Source organism: Gammaproteobacteria bacterium, from assembly GCA_040183005.1.
In the GTDB taxonomy this organism is placed as follows: domain Bacteria; phylum Pseudomonadota; class Gammaproteobacteria.
Window position 1 is genome coordinate 128,183 of the sequence record JAMPIW010000001.1, and the last position, 21,600, is coordinate 149,782.

Here is a 21,600-nt window from a genome sequence, read left to right on the forward strand (position 1 = left end):
TGTCGCGGGAGGCAGGATGCCGGGAGCGACCATCCACCGCATTTGGGCGTCCTGCCCGGCATTTGCGTCCTCTGCGTTCTCTGCGGTTCAATAGCTTTTTTAGGGTAAACGCCCGACAGGGTTCACAGCCATCCCAGCCGGATTCGACAGCAGCGCCAGTATTTCGTCGGCAGGCATCGGTTTGTTGAAGAAATACCCCTGCACGATATCACAGTGCTGCGCCCGCAAGAACGCGAGCTGCTCGGCGGTTTCCACGCCCTCGGCAATGACCTTCAATTTCAGACTGTGGGCCATGGCGATAATCGCGTTGGCGATGGCGGCATCATCTGCATCATGAGGGATATCCCGGACAAACGAACGGTCGATCTTGAGTGTGTCGATCGGCAGGTGTTTCAGGCGGCTCAGTGAGGAGTAGCCTGTGCCGAAATCGTCGATGGCGAGCGTCACGCCCAGTGATTTGAGACTTTTTAGCAAGTCGATGCTGTGCTCCGCGAGTTTAAGATCGCTCTCGGTAATTTCCAGTTCCAGTTGCAATTCGCCGGGATGCAGCCCAGCTTCCTGCTGAATGGTGTTCAGTGAGTTCAGGATGTTGCCGCGCAGGATTTGCCGCCCTGCGATGTTGACTGCGATCCGTAACCACGGCAGGCCAGTCTCGCGCCATGCCTTGGCGTCATTGCAGGCGGTGCGCAGCACCCATTCGCCGATGGGTTCGATGAGCCCGGTTTCCTCGGCCACAGGCATGAATTTACTCGGCGGCACCAGGCCGAGTTTGGGATGTTGCCAGCGAATCAAGGCCTCTACGCCATAGAGGCTGTTGTCTTTGAGTGTTTACTGCGGCTGATAGTGCAGAATGAACTCATCCCGGGCCAGGGCTTGCCGTAAACCCTGCTCAAGGGATAGGTGTTCGAAGGCCTTTGTGGTCAGTTCCGCAGCGTAGAACTGATAATTGTGTCGACCATGTTCCTTGGCGCGATACATCGCCGCATCGGCCGCCTTGGCAAGGCCTTCGCTGTCTTCGGCATCGTCGGGATAAATGCTGATGCCCATGCTGGTGGACGTGGTGATTTCGTGTCCGTCGGTAGCGATGGGCTCAGCGACGGCGTCGATGAGTTTCTTGGCGAGTATCGCCGCGTCCTCGGGGTGGGCGATATCGGCCAGGATAATGGTGAACTCATCGCCGCCCAGCCGTGCCACCATGTCTTCGGCCCGCACCGCCTTCCGCAAGCGCAAGGCCGTCTCTTGCAACAGCCGGTCGCCGCAGGCGTGTCCCAATGTGTCGTTGATGATCTTGAATCGATCCAGGTCCAGGAACAGCAGCGCGACACGCTGCTTGTGCCGCTTGGCGCGGCGTAGTGCTTGATTGAGGTTTTCCTGGAACAGCAGGCGATTGGGAAGGCCGGTGAGCGCGTCGTGGTGGGCAAGGTAATGGAGTCGTTTTTCTGACTCTTTCATGGCGCTTATGTCCGAAAACACTCTCACGGTGTTGGTAACACGGCCCTGTTCACCCTTTATTTCCGTCACGCATTCCCAGGCAGGGTAGACGTCGCCGTTCTTGCGCCGGTTCCAGATTTCACCGCGCCACTGGCCGTGGGTTTCCAGCGAACTTTGCAGCTCGGTGAGCACGGTTTTGTTATGTCGGCCTGACTGATAGATGCGCGGGGCCTTGCCCAGCACCTCGGGCGACTCATAGCCGGTGATATCGCTGAACGCCCGGTTGACGGCCACGATACTGTGTTCGGCATCGGTAATGACAATGGCTTCGCTGGTATTGTCGAAAACCGTGGCGGCTTGACGCAGTTTTTCTTCGGCTTTTTTTCGTTCCCGGATGTCTTGTGCGGCCACTACCCGGATCGTGCGGCCCTGGTATTCGACGCTTTTGGCGCGCACCTCCGCAGGTATGGTCGAGCCGTCGCTTCTCTGGACGATCACCTCATAGGGCCCTTCCTCCCCGGCCTGCATGTTGGCGATCACCTTTTTGAGAGACTCCGGCGCGACAAGCTCCAGGATATGCTTTCCGATGATTTTTTCCGGAGGGGTGTCGAGGAGCTCGCTTATGGCAGGGTTAATGTCGATGATGACGCCATTGTCATGGAACAACAACCCCTCGTAAGAAGCCGTGAAAAAATGCGCCAGGCGTTCTTCGCTTGAAAACAAAGCCCGTTCGACCAAATTGCGCTCCGCGATTTCCGCCCGCAGCGCGGCATTGGCCTTTTCGAACTCGATGGTACGCTCGTGTACCCTTTGTTCCAGCGCATCGTGTGTTTTGAGCAATTCATCTTCGGCGAGCTTTTGAGCGGTGAGGTCCTCGTGCATGATAACCACCTCGGTGATCTGCGCGCCGTCCTTGATGGGATACATGAACGCGCGTACCCAACGTGGTGGTACGCAGTCAGGATCAACCCTCTCGGCGTCATACCAGATAGCGGGAACCACGGTAGCTTCTCCCGAAAAAGCCCTCTGGATGTAGGGCATTACCCCCTTTTCGATCAGCTGCGGGTCACGCAGGATGTTGTAACCCTTTATTCTTTCCAGTGAGATGCGCCATAGCTCCATCCAGGCGCGATTGGCGAGGATGGTCTCGCCATCCGGCGAGAACACCTGGATGCTGAACGGGGCGTGCTCGAATATAGTGTCAAAGCGCATTCGGGTAACCTTGGCGGTCTGTTTGATAGGTGTTGTGTAGTAGTGGTTATAGCATATTTAATGCTACTTATGTTCTGGCCCCAAATGTTGCGTCGCTCTGGTGTCGCTGGTGCAGGCATAGTATATTATTACTTCAACATCCCTCCCCTGGAAGAGATCCCGCGCTCGTTTTGAGATGCGGGACGCCGAAGGCGCAAACCGCCCGGAATCGCTCAGGCAAAAGGACCGGGGGAGAGGGTTGACTCTGGAGAGTGGTCGCCGGTACGCCCGGACAGGCCCGCCGAAGGGGCTCAAGCTCTCAGGTACACAGGACAGAGGGGCGGCAGATAAGCGCGTAGTTTATCTGCCGCCCTTTTTTTGTTTTGCAGTTCCAGGAAACCCATGCCGCTAGCCATAAAACCTGTTTTTGATCAGCCCAATGTAGGGCGTATGCCGCATTGGATACGCCAGCATCTCGGCGATCATTCCCAATACGCGCTAACCGCAGATGCCGTGCGCGGCAATGCCTTGCACACGGTGTGCGAGGAGGCGCGCTGCCCGAACCGGGGCGAATGCTGGAGCCGTGGCACGGCCACCTTCATGCTGCTTGGCGACACCTGTACCCGCGCCTGTGGCTTCTGCGCGGTAAAGACCGGCCGCCCCGAGTCATACGATCTCAACGAGCCACGCCGCGTGGCGGATGCTGTCATCAGCATGGGCTTGGGGTATGTGGTGCTGACCTCGGTGAATCGCGACGATCTGCCGGACGGCGGGGCAAAAGTATTCGCAGATACGGTCCGCGAGCTGCGCCGCCGCAAGCCCGGCATTGGCCTGGAGCTGTTGACGCCGGATTTTCAGCAGTGCCAGGAGCAGGCGATAAAGACCATTACCGCTGCGCTGGACGGGGCAGGTTCGCTGGTATGGGGGCACAACGTCGAGACCGTGCCCGGTTTATACAAGACCGTGCGCAAAGGTTCCCGCTATGAGCGCTCGTTGAGCCTGCTGGAGCGGGCCGCCAGCCGGCCGGGCGTGGCAGCCAAGTCGTCGTTGATGCTGGGCCTGGGCGAGCGCCGCGAGGAGGTGACGCAGGTGCTGTGTGATCTGCGCGCCATAGGTGTGAGCCGCGTATCGCTGGGTCAATATCTGCGGCCGACGCGTCATCATCTACCCGTCAAAGAGTACATAACCCCTGAGGCCTTCGCCGATTACGAGCAAGAGGCGCGCGCGCTGGGGTTTGCGTGGGTGAAGGCGGGACCGCTGGTGCGCTCTTCGTACCACGCGGAAGAAAAACAGGGGCCGGTATCGCCCTCTGTGGCAAAAATATAATCCTACTGTGTCACAAAGTGATCAAGGGATGCAGTGCAAGGCAAAATCAGGCGAAAAAGCGGAGTTTACACGGAGTAAATGAGCATTTGAGTCTGATTTTAACGCCGCAATGCGCCCTTCAGCGCTTTGTGACACAGTAGGAATAACTACCCGAGGTGAATATGGGCAAAAAAACACCGTTGTATGAAGCGCACCTCGCCATGGGGGCGAAAATCGTCGATTTCGGCGGCTGGGACATGCCGCTGCATTACGGCTCGCAGATCGAGGAGCATCACAGCGTGCGCCGTGCGGCGGGCATGTTCGACGTGTCGCACATGACCATCGTTGATATCGAAGGCGAGCGGGTGCGCGAGTTTTTGCGTTATCTGCTGGCGAATAATGTCGACCGCCTGACGCAGCCGGGCAACGCACATGGATGCGCTAGTGTCGCAGGAGGCGGGATGCCGGGAGCGACCAAGGCGTTATACACCTGCATGCTGAATGAAAAAGGCGGCGTCATTGATGACCTGATCGTCTATTTCGTAAACGATCAGTGGTTCCGGCTGGTAGTCAACGCCGCCACCCGCGACAAAGATCTGGCGTGGATCACCCATCATGCCGCCGCATTTGCCGTACACGTGAAGGAGCGCGCTGATCTCGCCATGATTGCTGTGCAAGGTCCCCAAGCGCGTGAGGCCGTTCATAAGCTGATCGGCCCGCAGGCCGCCGCGCTGGGGTCGTTCTATGCACTGCAAGCGGGCGAGATGTTCATTGCACGCACCGGCTATACCGGTGAGGATGGTTACGAGGTCATGCTGCCCGCCGCGCAGGCCGCCGGGTTCTGGCAGCGGCTGCACCAAGCCGACGTAAAGCCCATCGGCCTGGGTGCGCGTGATACGCTGCGCCTGGAGGCGGGGATGAATCTGTATGGCGCGGATATGGATGAGAGCATCACCCCGCTGGAGTCTGGATTAAGCTGGACCGTGGCATGGGAACCCGCCGGGCGCGATTTTATCGGGCGCACTGCGCTGGAGGCGCAACGTCGTGTAGGGGCCAAATTCAAGCTGGTGGGCCTGGTGCTCGACGACAAGGGCGTACTGCGCAATCACCAAAAAGTCATCATCGACGGCCGCGAGGCTGGCGAAATCACCAGTGGCAGCTTTTCGCCGACACTGGGCAAGGCCATCGCATTCGCGCGCGTGCTGCGAGAGGCCGGCGAGCAGGCCGAAGTGGATGTGCGTGGCAAATTGCTGGCCGTGAGAATAGTCAAGCCGCCGTTTGTGCGCTATGGCGCATCATGTATTGAACCTAGAAACGGTAGTTGACCGCTTCTGTGGACGTTTAGCAATATATTTTAAAGGTTTAATCTTGCCCTGCGTGCTCACCTGTTTGGTGAACACGCTACGGGGTAGATCGCACGGTTTTCAGTGCGCATGGCAGCGTTGCAACTCCTTGGAACGGAACAACCATTCCGCGTCGTTGCGCCTTGCCCTGCACCCCGAAAACCGCACACTCCACCCCGTCCAACTGCCGTTTCTAGGTTGAACAAAATGAGGATCATGAAATGAGCAAAACCCCCGCCAATTTGAAATACACCAAGAGCCACGAATGGGTTGAGTTGCTGGCTGACGGAACGCTGCGTGTTGGCATCACCGACCACGCCCAGGATTTGCTGGGCGACATGGTATTTGTTGAGCTACCGGAGCCGGGCCGTAGCGTCACGGTAGGCCAGGAGTGCGCCGTGGTGGAATCGGTGAAGGCCGCCTCGGATGTCTATAGTCCCGTCACTGGTGAGGTCGTCGCCGTCAACGAGGCACTGGGGGGCAGCCCCGACCTGGTTAACAAAGACGCCTATGGTGAAGGTTGGATGATGCACATCAAGCCCGCCAGCCTCGCAGAGCTGGACAGCCTGCTGGATGCGAACGCCTATGCCGAGCTGGTTGCCGCCGAGGCGCATTGATTTGGCTAATAAATATAAAAAGAGATAATCCATGCCTTTTATTCCACACACAGAAGATGATATCCAACACATGCTCGCCGCCATCGGCGCGACGGGTATTGAGGATCTCTTTGACGAAATCCCCGAGGAGTTACGCGCCACCGCAGCGCTGAAGTCTATCCCTCCCGGCATGAGTGAGATGGATGTCACGCGCCTGATGATGCAGCGCGCCGAGCAGGATGGCCGCCCGCTGTGCTTTGCCGGTGCGGGCGCCTATGACCACCACATTCCTGCCGCCGTGTGGGAGATCGCCACGCGTGGGGAGTTTTACAGCGCATACACCCCCTATCAGGCCGAGGCCAGCCAGGGTACGTTGCAACTGCTTTACGAATACCAGACCATGATGGCCAGCCTCACCGGCATGGATGTCTCCAATGCCTCCCTATACGATGGCGCATCGGCGCTGGCCGAGGCGGTGTTGATGGCGGTGCGCGCCAACCGCAAGTCACAATCCAGACGCGTGCTGATGCCTAGCACGGTGCATCCGGCCTATCGCAAGGTGGTGCGCGCCATAGTCACCATGCAGAATATCGAGTTGATCGAGCTACCTTTCTGCATGGAGTGCGGGCATACCGTGCCAGAATCGCTGGAAAAATACAGCGGCGACGACATCGCCGCACTGGTGATCCCGCAGCCCAATTTCTTCGGCGTGCTGGAAGAAGTGGACGCCCTCACCGACTGGGCGCACCGCCACGGCGCGCTGGTGATCGGCGTGGTCAACCCCGTCTCGCTGGCGTTGCTCACCCCGCCGGGTGAATGGGGAGAAAACGGAGCCGATATCGTGTGTGGCGAGGGTCAACCCTTGGGTGCCCCACTGTCCTCCGGCGGACCGTACTTCGGCTTCATGTGCTGCAAAATGGAGCATGTACGCCAGATGCCGGGGCGCATCGTGGGACGCACCGTCGATCTCGACGGCAAACCAGGGTTTACACTCACGCTACAGGCACGCGAACAGCATATCCGCCGCTCAAAGGCCACTTCCAACATCTGCACCAATCAGGGCCTGATAGTCACCGCCGCCACTATCCATATGGCGCTGCTCGGCCCCGATGGTCTGGAACGTGTGGCGGCCGCATGCCACGCCAACACCCTGGCCCTTGTCGAGGCGCTCACCGCTATCGACGGCGTTACCAAGCTATTCGACCGGCCCCTGTTCCACGAGGCCGTGTTGCAGCTACCGCGCCCGGTGGACGAGGTGCTGGATGAGCTTGCGAAGCGTGGGCTGCTGGGTGGCTATAAGCTGGGCGGCGATTATCCCGAATTGAGCAACGCGCTGCTGGTGTGCGCTACCGAAACCAAAAATGCGGCTGATATTGAAATGTTTGCCAAGCATTTGCGCGATATACTAAAACCGCAGTAATTCACCCGGGTTTAACTAAAGGAGATAGGTTATGGCAACGATCACACTGAAGGGCAATCCCATACACACCAATGGCGATCTGCCGAAAACCGGCAGCAGAGCCCCGTACCTGAAATTGGTGGCAGAGGACTTGAGCGACAAGGAACTTGCCGATTTCAAAGGAAAGAAAAAGCTGCTCAACATTGTCCCCAGCCTTGACACCTCGGTGTGCGCCATCTCCACCAAGAAGTTCAACGATTTCGCCAAAACCCGCGATGACATGGTGATATTGATCATTTCCGCCGATCTGCCGTTCGCCATGAAGCGCTTTTGTGGTAACGAGGGGCTGAGCAACGTCATTCCGCTGTCGATGATGCGCGGCCGTAATTTCGCCAAGGAATACGGTGTGCTGATTCAGGACGGCCCGCTTGCCGGCCTCACCGCCCGTGCCGTGGTAGTTCTGGACGAGAGTGATAGCGTGATCTACACCGAACTCGTGCCGGAAATCGGTCAGGAGCCGGATTATGAGAAGGCGCTGGCGGCACTGAAGTAAGTTGCAGGGTGCGCCGTGCGCACCCTACATATGCGATCGAATTTAGTACGAAAAACTAGAAAGGCAGTCATGTCATGTTGATCTTCGAACACTCCCACCCCGCTCGCCGTAATCCTTCGCAGGCTCCGCAAGACAAGGCAAATGTAATAGCCATCCCCGAAAAATTCCGGCGCAAAATACGTCCACTGCTGCCTGAGGTCTCCGAGCTTCAGGCGGTGCGGCATTACACGCGGCTGTCACAGAAGAACTTCTCCATCGACACGCATTTTTATCCGCTGGGCTCATGCACCATGAAGTACAACCCGCGTGCCTGCAACAAGCTGGCGATGCTGCCGGGCTTTCTGGCGCGCCATCCTTATGCACCGGAATCCCTGAGCCAGGGATTCCTTGCCTGCATGTACGAACTGCAGGAAATGCTCAAGGAAGTGACGGGGATGAAGGGCGTATCGCTCACGCCGATGGCGGGCGCGCAAGGCGAGTTCGCAGGCGTGGCGATGATCCGCGCCTATCACGACGCGCGCAATGATGTGCAGCGCACCGAAATTCTGGTACCCAGCGCGGCGCATGGCACCAATCCGGCCACGGCGGTGATGTGCGGCTACACGGTGCGCGAGATCCCCACCGATGCACAGGGGGACGTGGATATCGGAGCGCTGAAGGCTGCGGTCGGTCCGCACACGGCGGGGATCATGCTCACCAACCCCTCGACGCTGGGGGTGTTTGAGCGCCGCATCAAGGAGATTGCGCAGATTGTGCATGAGGCCGGTGGACTGCTGTATTACGACGGCGCCAACCTCAATGCAATTCTCGGCAAGGTCAAGCCCGGCGACATGGGTTTCGATGTCATCCACATGAATCTGCACAAAACCTTTTCCACCCCGCATGGCGGCGGCGGCCCCGGTGCCGGGCCGGTGGGCGTAAGTGAAAGACTGTTGCCCTTCATGCCGGTACCCATTGTCGACTACGACGGCAAGGCCTACCGCCTCCTCACCGAATCGGCCCGGCCGCAAACCATTGGTCGTCTCTCGGCCTTTGCGGGCAATGCGGGCGTGTTGCTGCGCGCCTATATCTATGCGCGCCTGCTGGGATCGGAAGGCATGCATCGCGTCGCCGAATTCGCCACACTCAACGCCAATTACCTGATGGCGCGTCTGGCGCACAGCGGCTATGACCTGGCCTTTCCAGAGCGCCGCGCCACGCATGAATTTATCGTCACCCTCAAGCGTCAGGCCAAGGAGCTGGGCATCACCGCCATGGATGTCGCCAAGCGCCTGCTCGACTTGGGCTATCACGCGCCCACCACCTATTTCCCGCTGTTGGTGCCGGAGTGTCTACTGATCGAGCCGAGCGAAACCGAGGCCAAAGAAGAGCTGGACCGCTTCATCACCGCCATGCAACAGATTCTCACTGAGGCTCAAACCACGCCCGAGATCGTCAAAGGCGCCCCCCACACCTTGCCCGTGCGGCGGTTGGATGATGTTAAGGCCGCCCGCGAACTGGATCTTGCCTGGAAGCCGTCAAGGTGATTCATGGCGAGCCAGGATAAACCACTCGTCCATATCGTCCGGGCGATGGGTTATTCGCTCAAAGGACTCAAAGCCGCGCTGGCCCTGGAGCCAGCCTTTCGCATCGAGATCGCGCTGTTCGTGATCCTTGCCCCGCTCGGCATCTGGCTGGGCAATAGCGGCATGGAACGGGCGCTGTTAATTGGTTGCCTGATGCTCGTCCTGGTAATTGAACTGCTCAATTCCGCGCTGGAAGCGGCCGTGGATCGCGTCGGCACGGAGTTCAATACCTTGGCTGGACGCGCGAAAGACTTGGGTTCAGCGGCTGTGATGGTTGCTCACGTCAACGTACTGGTGGTGTGGGGGCTGGTGCTGCTGGGCTAGCATAGGCGTGGTCTATGACGATGGTAAAAAGTCGATGGGAAGCTTGGTCACGGTAGTGGCGACTTCTTTGGCTCCGAAGTCGAAAAGCAACACCCGCGCCACGATCTTTTGTATCAACTCGGGTGCCTCCATCGCGCTGGACACCACCTCGCAAGCGCTGACCTTGCCGGAGGGTTCTATGGTTAGTTTGAGCACCACCTTGCCCTGCAGGGATGGATCTTGCCGAAGCGCGCGGTTATAAAGCGAATACAGTGCTCCCTTGTTCTTATCGAACACCAACTGAATTTCATCGTCGGTGCGCGAACCGCCGGTTTTTTGCTTGGTCGATTTAGGCGCCTCGGTTTCACCAGGGTGAGCCGTGGGCTGCGGATTGTTGACACGCGTGGTCGTCCGTTCCGCCAGTTGCGTACCGCTGACGTTGCGGCTGGCGCTGGCGGTCTTTACCCCCTCGTTCCCGCGAGCCGTACCGGATGTAATCATCGAGCGCTGCACAAAGGGTTCGATCTTGCTGGGCTGGATAAGCTTCTCGTCCGTTTGCGCACTGGTTACGACGGGCTTGTCACGCAATGCCGCCAGATCGTTGCTTAACGCCAGCAGACCCGAGCTGGCCGCCTTCTTGCGCGCGGCCTCGATATTGACCTTGGGCGGTTCTACGGGCAGCGGCTCAGGCGTAGGCTCTTGCTTGGTCACTTGCACAGGCTCGATTTTCTTCTCGGGCTGGGGCTTGATTCTCAGCTCCGCCTTTGGCGCGGGCTGTGGCTTGGGAGCTTGCTCCGGCTTTGTGGCCAATGGTTTGACGGGCGAGGGTTTCGCAACCGGTGGGGGCAATTGCTTGCGTTCAAGCACCAGTCTGGCCAGCCGTGGCGGCACTTCCTCGGCTTGTTCCCGGGTGATTTTTGGAACCTGGATAAAAGTGATGATGCTCGAAATCACCAGAAAGCCTATCAGCACCGATGCCAGGATTACCCGGAAACGGTGTTCGTCCTGGGTGGTCATGGCCCATGGCAGGTCGGGGGAGTGATAATGAACCGCCACGGCCTATTGCCCCGCCGCTCTTGGTTTTTGCAGCACAGCGAGAAAAATGTTGCTGTAATTGGCTTGTGTACACGTAACCATGATTTTCTTCAAAAGCTTGTAGGGAATTTGCCGGTCACCCATGATGGTAATGTCGCTGTTGGCTTTGCTGCCTTGCCGCCCGGCTTGATGCTCAAGCTCGTTTTTCAATGGCGCGATGACATCTTCAGGGGCGTCCAGCACGTCTTTTACGGAGGCTATTTTGCGGCCCTGCATGATAATGTCGGTTCCACTCACCATGATCAGTATGGTTTGCTTGGGTTGTTTTTCAACGATGGATTCGGGAAGTTTTACCACCTTGGTGTTGGGCAGAATTTCCACCTCGGAGGCACCTACCACAAGAAAAAACACCAGGATGGTGAAGATATCCACCAGGGCAATCAGGTTGAGTTTGCCACCCCGCGTTGTTCGAGCGTGGTGCCGCTCCATGCGTCTGGCGCGCCGTGACATTTTCATATCGACTATCCGTATCCCTTGTTATTTTATTTTCTTGCCGGCCGGGGCGTCGCCAATGGATATATCAGGGAAAAGCTCGGCGGATCCCATCGCCCCGCTTCTTTCCTCGCGCAACGCATCCATCACCTGCACCAGGAGGTCATAAGGAGTGTCATCTTCCAGCAGGATCGACGCATCCCGTTTTTCCGGGAAGCGAGCTTTTAATTGATGAAGATTCTGCGCCAGGGATTTGATGTCATAACTGCCGGATGTATTATTTATCCGCTCAAAAAAGCTGCCGTTTCTGTCATTTATTTCAATAGCATCCTTGCGCAGAATCACCTCCAGCAGAAATTCCTTTTTCGGTTGTGGGGCGCTACTGGATGATGCCTGAGCGGCCGGGGGCATATTCAGCTCAAGCACCGTGATGCGCGAAAATACCGCCGAGGTCAACAGGAAGCACACCAGAATCACCATCATGTTGATCATGGCGGTGAGGTCCAGCTCGTCACCTTCGTTCCGCGCGAGTAGGGTGCGGCGTTTCATTAGGGTGAGCCTTGCTTGTCGGAGTGTTCCTTGATGATGTTCAATACTTTTACGGAGGCCATCTCCAGGCTGTCCACCAGCTCAACGGTTTTGGACTGAAGCACGCTATAGATCAGCAGCAGCGGTATCGCCACCATCAATCCGAATGCCGTTGAGTTCATACCCACGGAAATACTGGCGGAAAGCAGCGCAGCTTTCTCGGAGGGGTTGGCGCTGGAGACGGCGGTAAACGCATCAATCAGGCCGATAACCGTGCCGAGCAACCCCAACAGTGTGGAAACATTGGCGAAGGTGGTGAGGTAGTGTGTGCGTTTTTCAAGGCGCGGGACGGTTTCCAGGAGTCCTTCCTCCATGGCGGTTTCAACATCGTCATGCCGTCGGCTTGTAACAATCCGGGACAACCCATAAGACAAAATGTTGCTGATGGCGGCATTGGACTGCGACATCATGTCTTGTGCGGCTTTGTACTCGCCACGCTTGAGCACCGGCAGCAGCTTGTCCCACATTTCCCGGTTCTTGTTGCGGGCGGCTGTCAGGAAGACATAGCGCTCGATGGCGATGGCGAGTCCCAGGGCGAAGATCCCGAGGATGAGGTACATAATAAAACCGCCGTCTTGAAAGAAGCGGATTGAGGAACTAAAAAAATCCATGCTGATCTCCTATGCTGCGTCATGCCCTGCCTTGTATTCGGCATTTCAGACAAAAATCTTGATGGTTAATGAGAAGAAATGCTGCTCTATCTGGAATTAAAAATTGCGTGGTATTGCATCTGGCGTAACAGGGTGTCCCTGTCCAGCGGCGCAAGGGCGGCGTTGGCGAACTCACCCATTGACCGGGCTGGCAGTGGGGCAGTTTCCGGTTTCTTCCACGGAACGATGTAGAGCGTTTTTGGCATGTCAGAATCACCTATGATTTTCGTGCCAGATGATTCAATAGTATCTTCTGCCTCCGAAACGCCAGTGAATAAACATAAAACGCCCATGATCAAAAGCGCTGATGGTTTCATTTATCCGTCACCCCCGCGGTTTTCTCTGCACCATTATGGCGTTTTTCGAGATCTGCGATCCACATTCCCACTTGCTTGTCAGCGGTGGGCAACAGGCCTTGATATAGCCGGTACTGCTCCAATGCCTTGCCGGTGTCGCGCAGATAAAGATCGTAAAGAATGCCAAGGTTGAGGTGGATTGATGAATGATTCGGGTCGATAACCAGGGCTTTTTCGTAGGCGTTGCGTGCGTCATCGAAGCGTCCGTTGTCGCGATAATGAATCCCGAGGTGGTTGTATGCCTCAACGTTCGGCGGGACTTGTGCGGTGGCGTTTATCAATATCTTTTCGTCTTCATCCTTGCCGTCGTTTTTCAACGTAATGCCGGTCAAGGGTTCGCTTTTCTCGTGCTTTGCATATTTGACCGGCAATAGTTTACCCAGTTCGGAAAAGCTTTTCCTGACGGATTCGTCATAGATGCCGGCGGACACGCGCCGGATATTCGATTCATATATCTGGATTGCCTTCTCTTCAAACGGAAAGGCTTGCTCTTCCAGGAGTACATCATATTGTTCCCGCTCCTCGGGGGTGAGTCCTTCGGGGCGTTGGGATTCAAGCAGATCACGGCTGAGGTCGCTGTATATCTTTGCCATCTGGTACGTCGCGGCAGTCGTTACATCCGCCACGCCAAACTCCGCAGCAGTGCCATAGGCCCGCAAGGCCGCTTCCATTTTTTCCTTTTTGATTTTCAGGTTCTGTTGCAGCGGTTCAACCAGTCGCGCCTGGGTGAATGCCTGATATCCGAGATCGGCCAAGGTGATTGCAGCATGGGCAGCAGTTTGGCGGGTGCGCGGCGTGCGCTCCGCGCCACCTTCCCGGTCTGCCTTGATGATGTCCTTCAGCCAATAATTTTGCATGCTCGCGTCATTGCCTTGCTTATAGGCTTCCGCGAGGCGGTTGCGCGCCTCGATGGCCTGCTCCAGCGGACTGGGGAACTGCTCGACGTACAGCCCATAGACCTTGGCGGCGTTCTTGGTGTCTTTGGCTTTTTCATAAAGCTCCGCAGCTTGCCACGTGGCGTCTTGGCGAACCGAGGCATCCTTGTTGCTGGCAATCGTTTTTTCAAGTTCGGCGGCGGCCTTTGCGGGCTGATCCAGCTGAAGGTAGGCCGTTACCATTTGCCGTGATACATCGGTCTGGAAGGCGTTGTCAGGGTAGGTTTTCTGGAGTTGGCTAAAGATGCGCAGTGCGTTACCCCAGTCGTTCAGCGACATATAGCCGACGGCAGCATCATATTCCGCCGAGAGGCGGATGGGTGATGCAGGCGCCGCCGCGCCGACCCGAAGGAAGTGCTGGATCGCCGCTGGCATATCGCCTGCGGTACGGGATTGTTCACCTTGCCGATATATTGCCGATGCCAGATTCTCCATGATTTCCACCCTGCCTGGATCACCTGCGGGAAGGAGATTCAGTGCCTCGCGATAGCTTGCCTCCGCACGATCAAAATTATCCCGTTCAAATTCAGTGTGCGCGATGATGGTTGTCGCCAAGCTGCGTTGCTTGATGTCAGCGGGGGGCTCCATTTTCAGAATTCGCCGCGCGGCGAATTCAGCCTTGTCATACTGCTTTAGAGAGAACAGCTCTTCCATCGCGGAGACCAGAATGGCGGGCACCCGTTTGTCCTTGGGATACTTTTCGGAGAACCGCATCGCGCTCACCACAGCATTACGCCGCCACAGATTTTTTTCATAGCCCGAGAGTTTTTCTCCATGTTTCTGATAGGCGAGCAGGGCCGCATAGCCTGCTTCGGCACCATTTTGATTGGCGGGAATATCATAGGCGACGTTTTCATAACGTGTGACTGCATCGGCATAACGCCCATTCTCGTACAAGCTTTCAGCGAGCAGGAAGGTGATGCCTGGGGCATCGTTATCCTCGGGGAAATTTTTCAGAAATTTCGTATACCAATCCATGGCCTCCTTGTATGCCGCGCGCGCCTTGCTCTTTTGCGCTTCAGCATGATAATGGCGCGCCAAGTCCTCAAGGATGACCCTTAAGTAGGAGGTAATCTTGTCTTGGGCGATTTTGTCGCCGTATATCAGGTGTTCGGTATACGTTTTTGTGGAATTGCTGATGCGACGTTGATTGTAGTCATCATAGACGCGGACAAATTCCCGTTTTTCAGGCAGGAGCAGGGATACGAACTCAGGCCTTTTGTAGGCATCGATGATTCGCTGCTGCATGAGCACGCTGTAGGGATGGCCCGGATGCGCCTTGATGAATGCCCTGTAGCTGTTTACGGCGTCGCTGACACGGTCTTTCTCAAGAGCAAGTTCACCGAGGGATTTATACAGAAGGTGTTCATACGGGCGATAACCTTTGGCGGAAAGATACGAGTCGATCGATTCCGCGCCATTAAGATGATAAAAGCTGAGGCTGGTAACGTGCAGTGTATCTTTTACAAATTCCTGTTCGCCGCGCGGCAAGACAAAGTCATCGGCTACGGCTTTGTTCACAGGAAACTTTTTGTCCAAAATCGCAAAGAAAGAACCAAGGGCGGGCAAATACTGCTCCTGCTTGTAAAGGCTCCAGCCGTGTTTATACAGCGCCATCTCGTAAAATTGGGACTTTTTCAGGGGAAACAGGGAGGCATAGGCCTTCTCGGCCTGAGCATAATCCTTTAACGTAAACAGAATTTCCCCGCGCCGGAACTGGACCTCATCCATATAGCCTATCTTTGGATAGGCATTCGCCAAGCGAGTCAGCGTTTGCAACGTGTTTTGATAATCACCGCTTTGCTCATATGCTTTTGCCAGTTGATACAGTGTGTTTTCAGCGTCGGATTTTGGGGCTTGTTCCTGTAACAGCTCCTGATACAGATTGATCGCATTGCGGTTATCCGCAGGGGGTGGCGGTGCGCTGGTTTGGGCGTCTTGTTGGGATTTCTTGATCTTGCCCAGGAAAATGGACTCCGCATTATCCACCTCTAAATCGGCGATCTTGCGTTTTGCCTCGCGCTGGACTGATTTATCATTTGCCGTGCCCGCGATGGATTGGTACTGTTCGATGGCCTTGCTGCGGCTGTCCGGGATGGTGGTATCCTTTTCGACGGAAATGTTACGACGCTCCAGACTTTTGAGGGTTGGGCTATCGTCTTTTACCTGTGCGCAGCCAGCAAAGACGAGCAAGAGTAGTGGGGTCAGGCGACTGTAGTGTTTCAACTTACTCGTCTCCCCGTGCCGCAGCGTGATTATAAAGCTCCGCCATGCCAAGTTTCGCTTGCGTAAGATAGTTGTCCAACCGTTGCTCACGTAGCGATAGTTCGGAAATCATGGTTTTCTGTATATAGGCATCCAGCTTTTTCATCAGGCCTTGCGCTTCCACCAAGGCCTGATCGATGTGCGTGTTGGCTGCGGATGTGCGGCGTGCTCGCTGCTGCTCCAGAATATTCTGCAGGGCGAGAGATTTACGATAAAGTAAAACAGCCTCCTGTATCTGCGAATTTTCCATTAGCCACGGAAAATAGTGATTCTCCGGTGCATCCGGCAGCTTTCTTAGCGTGTTTTGCCATTGCGTATCATCACCCGCATCAAGGCGCAGAACATTATTCTCCAGTTTTCCTGCACGAATCGCGTCTATCGACTGTTTGACACGCAATGCTTCAGCAGCATAGTGAGAAATGGCGTTCTGATAGTGTTTCTGCGCCTCTTTGTAAGATTCAAGCTTGAATAAAGTGTCAGGTACGGTCAGCAAAGCCTCTTGCGTTTCTACATCCCTTATCTCTCGCTGCGCCAACTCCATCCACGGTATTAGCGCGCGTTTATGCTGATTTTGCGCTGACTCCGCAAACCCTGATCCTAACAATGCCTTCGGGGAGAAATAGCTGTTCAACCTGATTTTCTGGAAATACACCTTGGCTAAAGCAGGTTCTTTTTTTTGAAGGTAATGGTACCCAAGGGCAAGATTGGCCTTGTCCTGTAACATCTTCAATTCGGCATCAGAAAAAATTTCTTTGCTGATGCCATCAAGCAATCCCGCACCTTGCAATGATATGCCATCCTTGAGCATATTCACGGCGAGATTATGGCGGCTGAAATAGCCTGGCTTGGTATCGCTGTCCAAGCGAGGCAGCCGTGTTCCTGCTTGCTGAAATTGTTTTTTTGCTATTAAGAGATTTATCAGGAGCAAATCCTGCTGGATGCGCAGTTTTCCCGGCAGATCTTCAATCGTTGAAAGAAGTTTCTCTGCCGCCGGGTATGAACCTTGGCCGTAAAGTATTTTTGCGGAATAAAGGCTGGCAATGTCGCCAATAGATGAGGAGGAGCTGTTACTTATAAGGCGTGAAAAAACCTTTTGCGCCTCGTTGGGCATGTCACTGGCAAGGTAAAGCATGCCCAATAGAAGATCGCCCTCTTGTTCCTGGCTCACCAAGACGCGGGTTTCTTGCGCGACGGTTAGCCGTGTTATGGCAGAGAAGTTATCGCCCCGGTAGAAGTCGAATAACGCCGCTCCGAAATGCGGGTCTTTTACCTTCCATGATAGATCGCCGCGAAGGTCGTCCGCCGCATTAGCTGCCGGTAGCAACAGGCCTGCGATAAGGAAGATGATCCAGCGTGCTAGAAAATACTTTATGGCTGAGCATCCCATTGAATTTTACGCCTACTGCGCCTCCCTCACGGTCATTGCTGGCGTGTTGTCTTGGAGAAGATCACTAATGCTCAGCGCAATAAACTTTGGTTTTTGTCCTTTCTTGAAATTAAGGGATGCGCTGCTGCGGTAGAGTGGGTTGGCCGGAGTTTTTCCCTTGAAAATGGCGGATAGAAACTGTTCACCATCATTCAGGCTGCCGATATAGAGCCGATGTATGCCGCCAAGTTGCAGCGCCGCCGTCTCTTCAGGTGTGTACGTATGAGTTGTCACAATTTTGCCATTCACACTTAATTCAACAGAGTCCAGATCAAAGTGCAGCATCTGACCCATACTCAGAAAGACGGCGATCCGAGACCTTTCGGGGAACTGTGCCTCTTCCTCAAGAATCGTGAGGTCGCGGTTTATGTCCGCTGCTGTTTTTTGGAGGGCCTGCACCTGGTTGTCCAGGGCAAGAAGCTCGCTCCGCAAGATTTTTGCCGTAGTGCCAGAGGGAGTTTCCTGGGCATAAGCAACCCCCGCCACCATGAGTGGACATAAAAACAAGAGCGTGATTATTCCGGCAATTCTTGTCATTTCTGGCGCGTCCTTAACACCTGCCGTAGCTCACTAGTGCGGCGCATATTGTGCGCATCGAGATTCGGTGGCATGGTGTTTATCGGCTAAATCGAGGACTTTCTTGACAGCGGCGTTGCTGTCAGAATCCGTGGAACTATCAGTCAAGCGGAAATCTGTCTGGGCTTGCACTAATCCATCCACACTCGAAAACCGGTGCGGGAACCCCGTATAATCCCTGTTCTCATCTTTACAACCAAAACGGAAAATACCTATGTCAGCCCTGATCTGTGGATCCATTGCCTATGATACCATCATGTTGTTTCATGACAAATTCAAGAATCACATCCTGCCTGACAAGGTGCATATCCTGAATGTCTCCTTTCTGGTGGCAAACATGCGCCGCGAATTCGGCGGCTGCGCGGGCAATATTGCCTACAACCTCAAGCTGCTGGGCGGCGAACCCACGTTGATGGGCACGGTGGGCGCGGACTTCGGTCCTTATGCCGAATGGCTGGGACGTTGTGGCGTCGGTCTTGAGCATGTCAAGGTGATCAACAACACCTACACCGCTCAGGCCTTCATCACCACCGACATGGACGACAACCAGATTACCGCCTTTCATCCCGGCGCCATGAATTTTTCCCATGAAAATCAGATTGAAAACGCCGCAGGCATCACTCTTGGCATAGTTTCGCCCGATGGCCGCGAAGGCATGCTACAGCACGCTACCCAGTTTGCCGAGGCGGGCACCCCCTTCATCTTTGATCCCGGTCAGGGTATGCCTATGTTCGACGGCGATGACCTGATAAAGTTCATCGAACAGGCCACCTGGGTAACGCTCAATGACTACGAAGCGCAGCTCATGCAAGAGCGTACCGGCAAATCGCCGCACGAACTGGCCGAGCATGTCGAGGCGCTGATCATCACGCTTGGCGGCGAGGGCTCGCACATCTATACCGCAAACAAGCGCATCGACATCCCCTGCGCCGTACCCAAAGCGGTGGTAGATCCCACGGGCTGTGGCGATGCCTACCGCGCCGGCCTGCTATATGGTTTGATGAACGACATGGATTGGGAAACCACCGGCCGTGTCGCTTCGCTCATGGGTGCCATCAAGATCGAGCATCACGGCACCCAGAACCACCACTTCGAGCGCGAGGAATTTTACGCCCGCTTCAAGGATAGTTTTGGGTATCACCTGTAATTTATATTGTTGCCATGGCACTGGCAAAGTAGCGTAGCTGCCAGTGTGCTTGCTAACATGGACGATTGCCCATCGCCGTTTCACTAAAGACGCCAGAAAAATATGGTTCGCCGAAGAATTTTCATCATCATTGCCTTTATGGTTGCCGCGCTGATTATTCTGTTGGTGGCGGGCGGTGACAGGAACACCCCCCTGATGGAAAAGGTAATGGACGGCGACGTGGCGGAAGTCAAGCAGATTCTGGCGCAAGGGGTTGATGTTAATGCCAAAAATAAATACGATTGGACAGCGTTAACGCATGCGGCGAGAGCGGGAAATCTGCACATGGTCAAACTGCTGCTTGCCAGCGGCGCGCAGGTTAACGGCAAGGATCACATGGGCTGGACTCCCGTGGTGCGGGCTGCCCAGAAAGGGCATGCCGACATTGTGGAAATGCTGCTTGCCCATGGCGCCGACATCAATGCCCAGGAAGACAGCGGCGGGACGGCGCTGCATTGGGCGGCGTTCGAGGGTTATATCGAGATCGTGAAGCTGCTGCTCGCCAAAGGCGCCGATCCGAACATCAAAAACCGGGAGGGTTGGACGGCAATGATGATGGCGGTCAAGGAGGATCATGCTGACATTGCGAATCTGCTTAATAAGGCGCAGAGAAAGGAGTAAATGGTTTATTTTATTCGGAACCACATATGATCTTTATTTTTGGCTACAGTCTCGAGTCCGTTCGTTATGATTACATTTGATAGATTTTCCGGATTGGCGTGTGCTGCGGCGTTAATGATGAGTATCTCGGCATGTGATATGGCGGGGTCCCCGAAAACGGCCGCTCCCATCGGCGATAAAGCAGCGCTGGAAGTGCTCGCCAAGGCATATCAGAGCGTGCAAGAGAAGCAGCAACTCTCCCTGTCCCCGTTGAGCCTGCCCGCGGACGCGCGCAAAAAGTTTGTTGAAATGGTGTTTGCGGAAGGTGGCTATAATTATTCCGTCACCCTCCACAAAATGGCCGCGAGCACACTGAACGCGTCGGATCAAAACACCAAGGATCTGGCCGAATTGCTGCTGATGCCGCACCGCGGTTTGAGTGTGGCGATGGAGGAAGTTTACTCCGCCGATGAGCTGCGGGATGTGCGGGCACTGGAGGGTAAGATGAAGTAATGTAAGGGCGAGCTTGAAGCCCGCCCTTACATTCGATTACTTTGCCGAATGCCCGGTTAACTTCACCTCCACCTTATCTTCATCCTTGATGGTGGCGTAGTAGTCACGCAGGATCGCCAGCACTTCGGAGCGGCTGAACTCGGCGGGGACTTCGCCGCCTTCGGACAGCGCCTTGCGCAGCTTGCTGCCGGACAGCAGCAGGCGGTCTTGCGCCTCGTGCGGACAGGTTTTCATCGAGGCCATGCCGCCGCACTTGTAGCACCAGAAGGTCCAGTCGATCTTCAGCGGTTTGGTTTCCAGCGCCCCGGCGGGGATTTCATCGAAGATGTGCTGGGCGTCGAACGGGCCGTAGTAGTCGCCCACGCCGGCGTGATCGCGGCCCACGATCAGGTGCGAGCAGCCGTAGTTCTGGCGGAACAGCGCGTGCAGCAGCGCCTCGCGCGGCCCGGCGTAGCGCATATCGAGCGGATAACCGGCCTGGATCACGGTGTCCTTCACGAAATACTTGTCGATCAGCGTGCTGATCGCGTTGCTGCGTACCTCAGCAGGGATGTCGCCGGGCTTGAGCTTGCCCAGCAGCGAGTGGACCAGCACACCGTCGCAGATCTCCACCGCGATTTTCACCAGATACTCATGCGAGCGATGCATCGGGTTGCGTGTCTGGAATGCGGCTACCGTTGACCAGCCCTTGGCCTCGAACAGCGCGCGGGTTTGGGCGGGGGTGAGGTAGGTGTCGGCAAAGCGGGTCGGGAAATCGCCCTCGGACAAGACCTTCACCGGCCCGGCGAGATTGATGTCGCCCTGCGCCATAACCATCTGCACGCCGGGGTGCTCGGCGTCGGTGGTCTTGAACACCATGACGCACTCGTGCTCCTTGTCGATGGTGTATTTCTCGGTGACGCGCATGGTCGCCATGATCTCGTCGGTCTCGTCGCTCACCAGGGCGATTTCGGCGCCGGTTTTGATAGCGTCGACGGTGGCCTTGTCGGTGGACAGAGTGATCGGGATCGGCCAGAACAGCCCGTTGGCCATGCGGTAACCATCGCACACGCCCTCCCAGTCGGCGCGGGTCATGAAACCTTCCAGCGGGGTGAAACCGCCGATGCCCATCATGATCAGGTCGCCAGCCTCGCGCGAGCTGATGCGCACCTTGGGCAAGCCCTGAGCCCGAGCAAGTTCAGTGGCGCGTTCCGCGCCTTGCAGCAGCAGCGGCTTGAGCCCCCCGCCGCCATGAGGTTTAACGAGTTTGGACATGGATTTTCCTTACTAAAGTGACATTATTTTGAAATATT

General features: G+C 56.0%; 21 protein-coding genes and 1 riboswitch. Of the genes, 10 read left to right on the plus strand and 11 right to left on the minus strand.

The annotated features are described in order from the left end of the window. Positions 1–99 precede the first annotated feature (99 nt). Together M3A44_00670 and M3A44_00675 are read right to left on the minus strand one after the other, a co-directional pair. Positions 100–792 carry an EAL domain-containing protein gene (locus tag M3A44_00670; GenBank protein ID MEQ6340180.1) on the minus strand — a complete coding sequence of 231 codons (693 nt, stop codon included), beginning with the start codon at positions 790–792 and terminating at the stop codon, positions 100–102. A gap of 36 nt (positions 793–828) precedes the next feature. Further along, complete coding sequence (locus M3A44_00675; protein MEQ6340181.1) at positions 829–2,643, minus strand: diguanylate cyclase; 1,815 nt, start codon at positions 2,641–2,643, stop codon at positions 829–831. Positions 2,644–2,781: 138 nt separating this feature from the next. Then, positions 2,782–2,881, plus strand: a riboswitch (glycine riboswitch). 143 nt (positions 2,882–3,024) lie between these two features. Here M3A44_00675 and lipA point away from each other — a divergent pair. The 7 genes from lipA to M3A44_00710 all read left to right on the plus strand — a co-directional run bounded on the left by lipA (position 3,025) and on the right by M3A44_00710 (position 9,707). Then, positions 3,025–3,948, plus strand: a complete 924-nt coding sequence (gene lipA, locus M3A44_00680; GenBank protein ID MEQ6340182.1) for a lipoyl synthase — start codon at positions 3,025–3,027, stop codon at positions 3,946–3,948. Positions 3,949–4,109: 161 nt separating this feature from the next. Beyond that, positions 4,110–5,252: a glycine cleavage system aminomethyltransferase GcvT gene (gene gcvT / locus M3A44_00685; GenBank protein ID MEQ6340183.1), complete on the plus strand. Its 1,143-nt coding sequence runs from the start codon at positions 4,110–4,112 to the stop codon at positions 5,250–5,252. A 239-nt stretch (positions 5,253–5,491) separates the two neighbouring features. Then, positions 5,492–5,887: a glycine cleavage system protein GcvH gene (gene gcvH, locus M3A44_00690; protein ID MEQ6340184.1), complete on the plus strand. Its 396-nt coding sequence runs from the start codon at positions 5,492–5,494 to the stop codon at positions 5,885–5,887. Positions 5,888–5,918: 31 nt separating this feature from the next. Then, on the plus strand, positions 5,919–7,286 hold the full coding sequence (gene gcvPA / locus M3A44_00695; protein MEQ6340185.1) for an aminomethyl-transferring glycine dehydrogenase subunit GcvPA: 1,368 nt from the start codon (positions 5,919–5,921) through the stop codon (positions 7,284–7,286). 31 nt (positions 7,287–7,317) lie between these two features. Beyond that, a complete protein-coding gene (gene tpx / locus M3A44_00700) occupies positions 7,318–7,818 on the plus strand; it encodes a thiol peroxidase (GenBank protein ID MEQ6340186.1) in 501 nt (166 codons plus the stop codon). Between the two features lie 74 nt (positions 7,819–7,892). Then, positions 7,893–9,344 carry an aminomethyl-transferring glycine dehydrogenase subunit GcvPB gene (gene gcvPB, locus M3A44_00705; protein MEQ6340187.1) on the plus strand — a complete coding sequence of 484 codons (1,452 nt, stop codon included), beginning with the start codon at positions 7,893–7,895 and terminating at the stop codon, positions 9,342–9,344. 3 nt (positions 9,345–9,347) lie between these two features. Further along, on the plus strand, positions 9,348–9,707 hold the full coding sequence (locus tag M3A44_00710; GenBank protein ID MEQ6340188.1) for a diacylglycerol kinase: 360 nt from the start codon (positions 9,348–9,350) through the stop codon (positions 9,705–9,707). Between the two features lie 12 nt (positions 9,708–9,719). On the opposite strand, the gene M3A44_00715 is transcribed toward M3A44_00710, so the two are convergent. The 8 genes from M3A44_00715 to M3A44_00750 form a co-directional block, all read right to left on the minus strand. Further along, positions 9,720–10,742, minus strand: coding sequence for an AgmX/PglI C-terminal domain-containing protein (locus M3A44_00715; protein ID MEQ6340189.1), 1,023 nt, complete (start codon positions 10,740–10,742; stop codon positions 9,720–9,722). Between the two features lie 3 nt (positions 10,743–10,745). After that, positions 10,746–11,237 carry a biopolymer transporter ExbD gene (locus tag M3A44_00720; GenBank protein ID MEQ6340190.1) on the minus strand — a complete coding sequence of 164 codons (492 nt, stop codon included), beginning with the start codon at positions 11,235–11,237 and terminating at the stop codon, positions 10,746–10,748. A gap of 21 nt (positions 11,238–11,258) precedes the next feature. After that, positions 11,259–11,762 carry a biopolymer transporter ExbD gene (locus M3A44_00725; GenBank protein MEQ6340191.1) on the minus strand — a complete coding sequence of 168 codons (504 nt, stop codon included), beginning with the start codon at positions 11,760–11,762 and terminating at the stop codon, positions 11,259–11,261. Continuing rightward, positions 11,762–12,412, minus strand: coding sequence for a MotA/TolQ/ExbB proton channel family protein (locus M3A44_00730; protein MEQ6340192.1), 651 nt, complete (start codon positions 12,410–12,412; stop codon positions 11,762–11,764). Before M3A44_00730 ends, M3A44_00725 begins: the two co-directional genes overlap by 1 nt. Before the next feature lie 86 nt (positions 12,413–12,498). Next, positions 12,499–12,768, minus strand: coding sequence for a hypothetical protein (locus M3A44_00735; protein MEQ6340193.1), 270 nt, complete (start codon positions 12,766–12,768; stop codon positions 12,499–12,501). After that, positions 12,765–15,968: a tetratricopeptide repeat protein gene (locus tag M3A44_00740; GenBank protein ID MEQ6340194.1), complete on the minus strand. Its 3,204-nt coding sequence runs from the start codon at positions 15,966–15,968 to the stop codon at positions 12,765–12,767. The genes M3A44_00735 and M3A44_00740 overlap by 4 nt, the downstream gene beginning before the upstream one ends. Before the next feature lies 1 nt (position 15,969). Continuing rightward, a complete protein-coding gene (locus M3A44_00745; GenBank protein ID MEQ6340195.1) occupies positions 15,970–17,118 on the minus strand; it encodes a tetratricopeptide repeat protein in 1,149 nt (382 codons plus the stop codon). A gap of 288 nt (positions 17,119–17,406) precedes the next feature. Next, positions 17,407–17,970: an AraC family transcriptional regulator gene (locus tag M3A44_00750; GenBank protein MEQ6340196.1), complete on the minus strand. Its 564-nt coding sequence runs from the start codon at positions 17,968–17,970 to the stop codon at positions 17,407–17,409. 253 nt (positions 17,971–18,223) lie between these two features. Here M3A44_00750 and M3A44_00755 point away from each other — a divergent pair, with 253 nt between their 5' ends. The 3 genes from M3A44_00755 to M3A44_00765 all read left to right on the plus strand — a co-directional run bounded on the left by M3A44_00755 (position 18,224) and on the right by M3A44_00765 (position 20,308). Further along, entirely contained in the window at positions 18,224–19,156 is a 933-nt protein-coding gene (locus M3A44_00755) for a carbohydrate kinase family protein (GenBank protein MEQ6340197.1), read from the plus strand. Between the two features lie 102 nt (positions 19,157–19,258). Beyond that, positions 19,259–19,816, plus strand: a complete 558-nt coding sequence (locus M3A44_00760) for an ankyrin repeat domain-containing protein (GenBank protein MEQ6340198.1) — start codon at positions 19,259–19,261, stop codon at positions 19,814–19,816. A 138-nt stretch (positions 19,817–19,954) separates the two neighbouring features. Next, positions 19,955–20,308, plus strand: coding sequence for a hypothetical protein (locus M3A44_00765; GenBank protein MEQ6340199.1), 354 nt, complete (start codon positions 19,955–19,957; stop codon positions 20,306–20,308). Positions 20,309–20,344: 36 nt separating this feature from the next. Here the strand turns inward: M3A44_00765 and sat are convergent, their stop codons facing one another. Further along, positions 20,345–21,562, minus strand: coding sequence for a sulfate adenylyltransferase (gene sat / locus M3A44_00770; GenBank protein MEQ6340200.1), 1,218 nt, complete (start codon positions 21,560–21,562; stop codon positions 20,345–20,347). Positions 21,563–21,600: the final 38 nt, after the last annotated feature.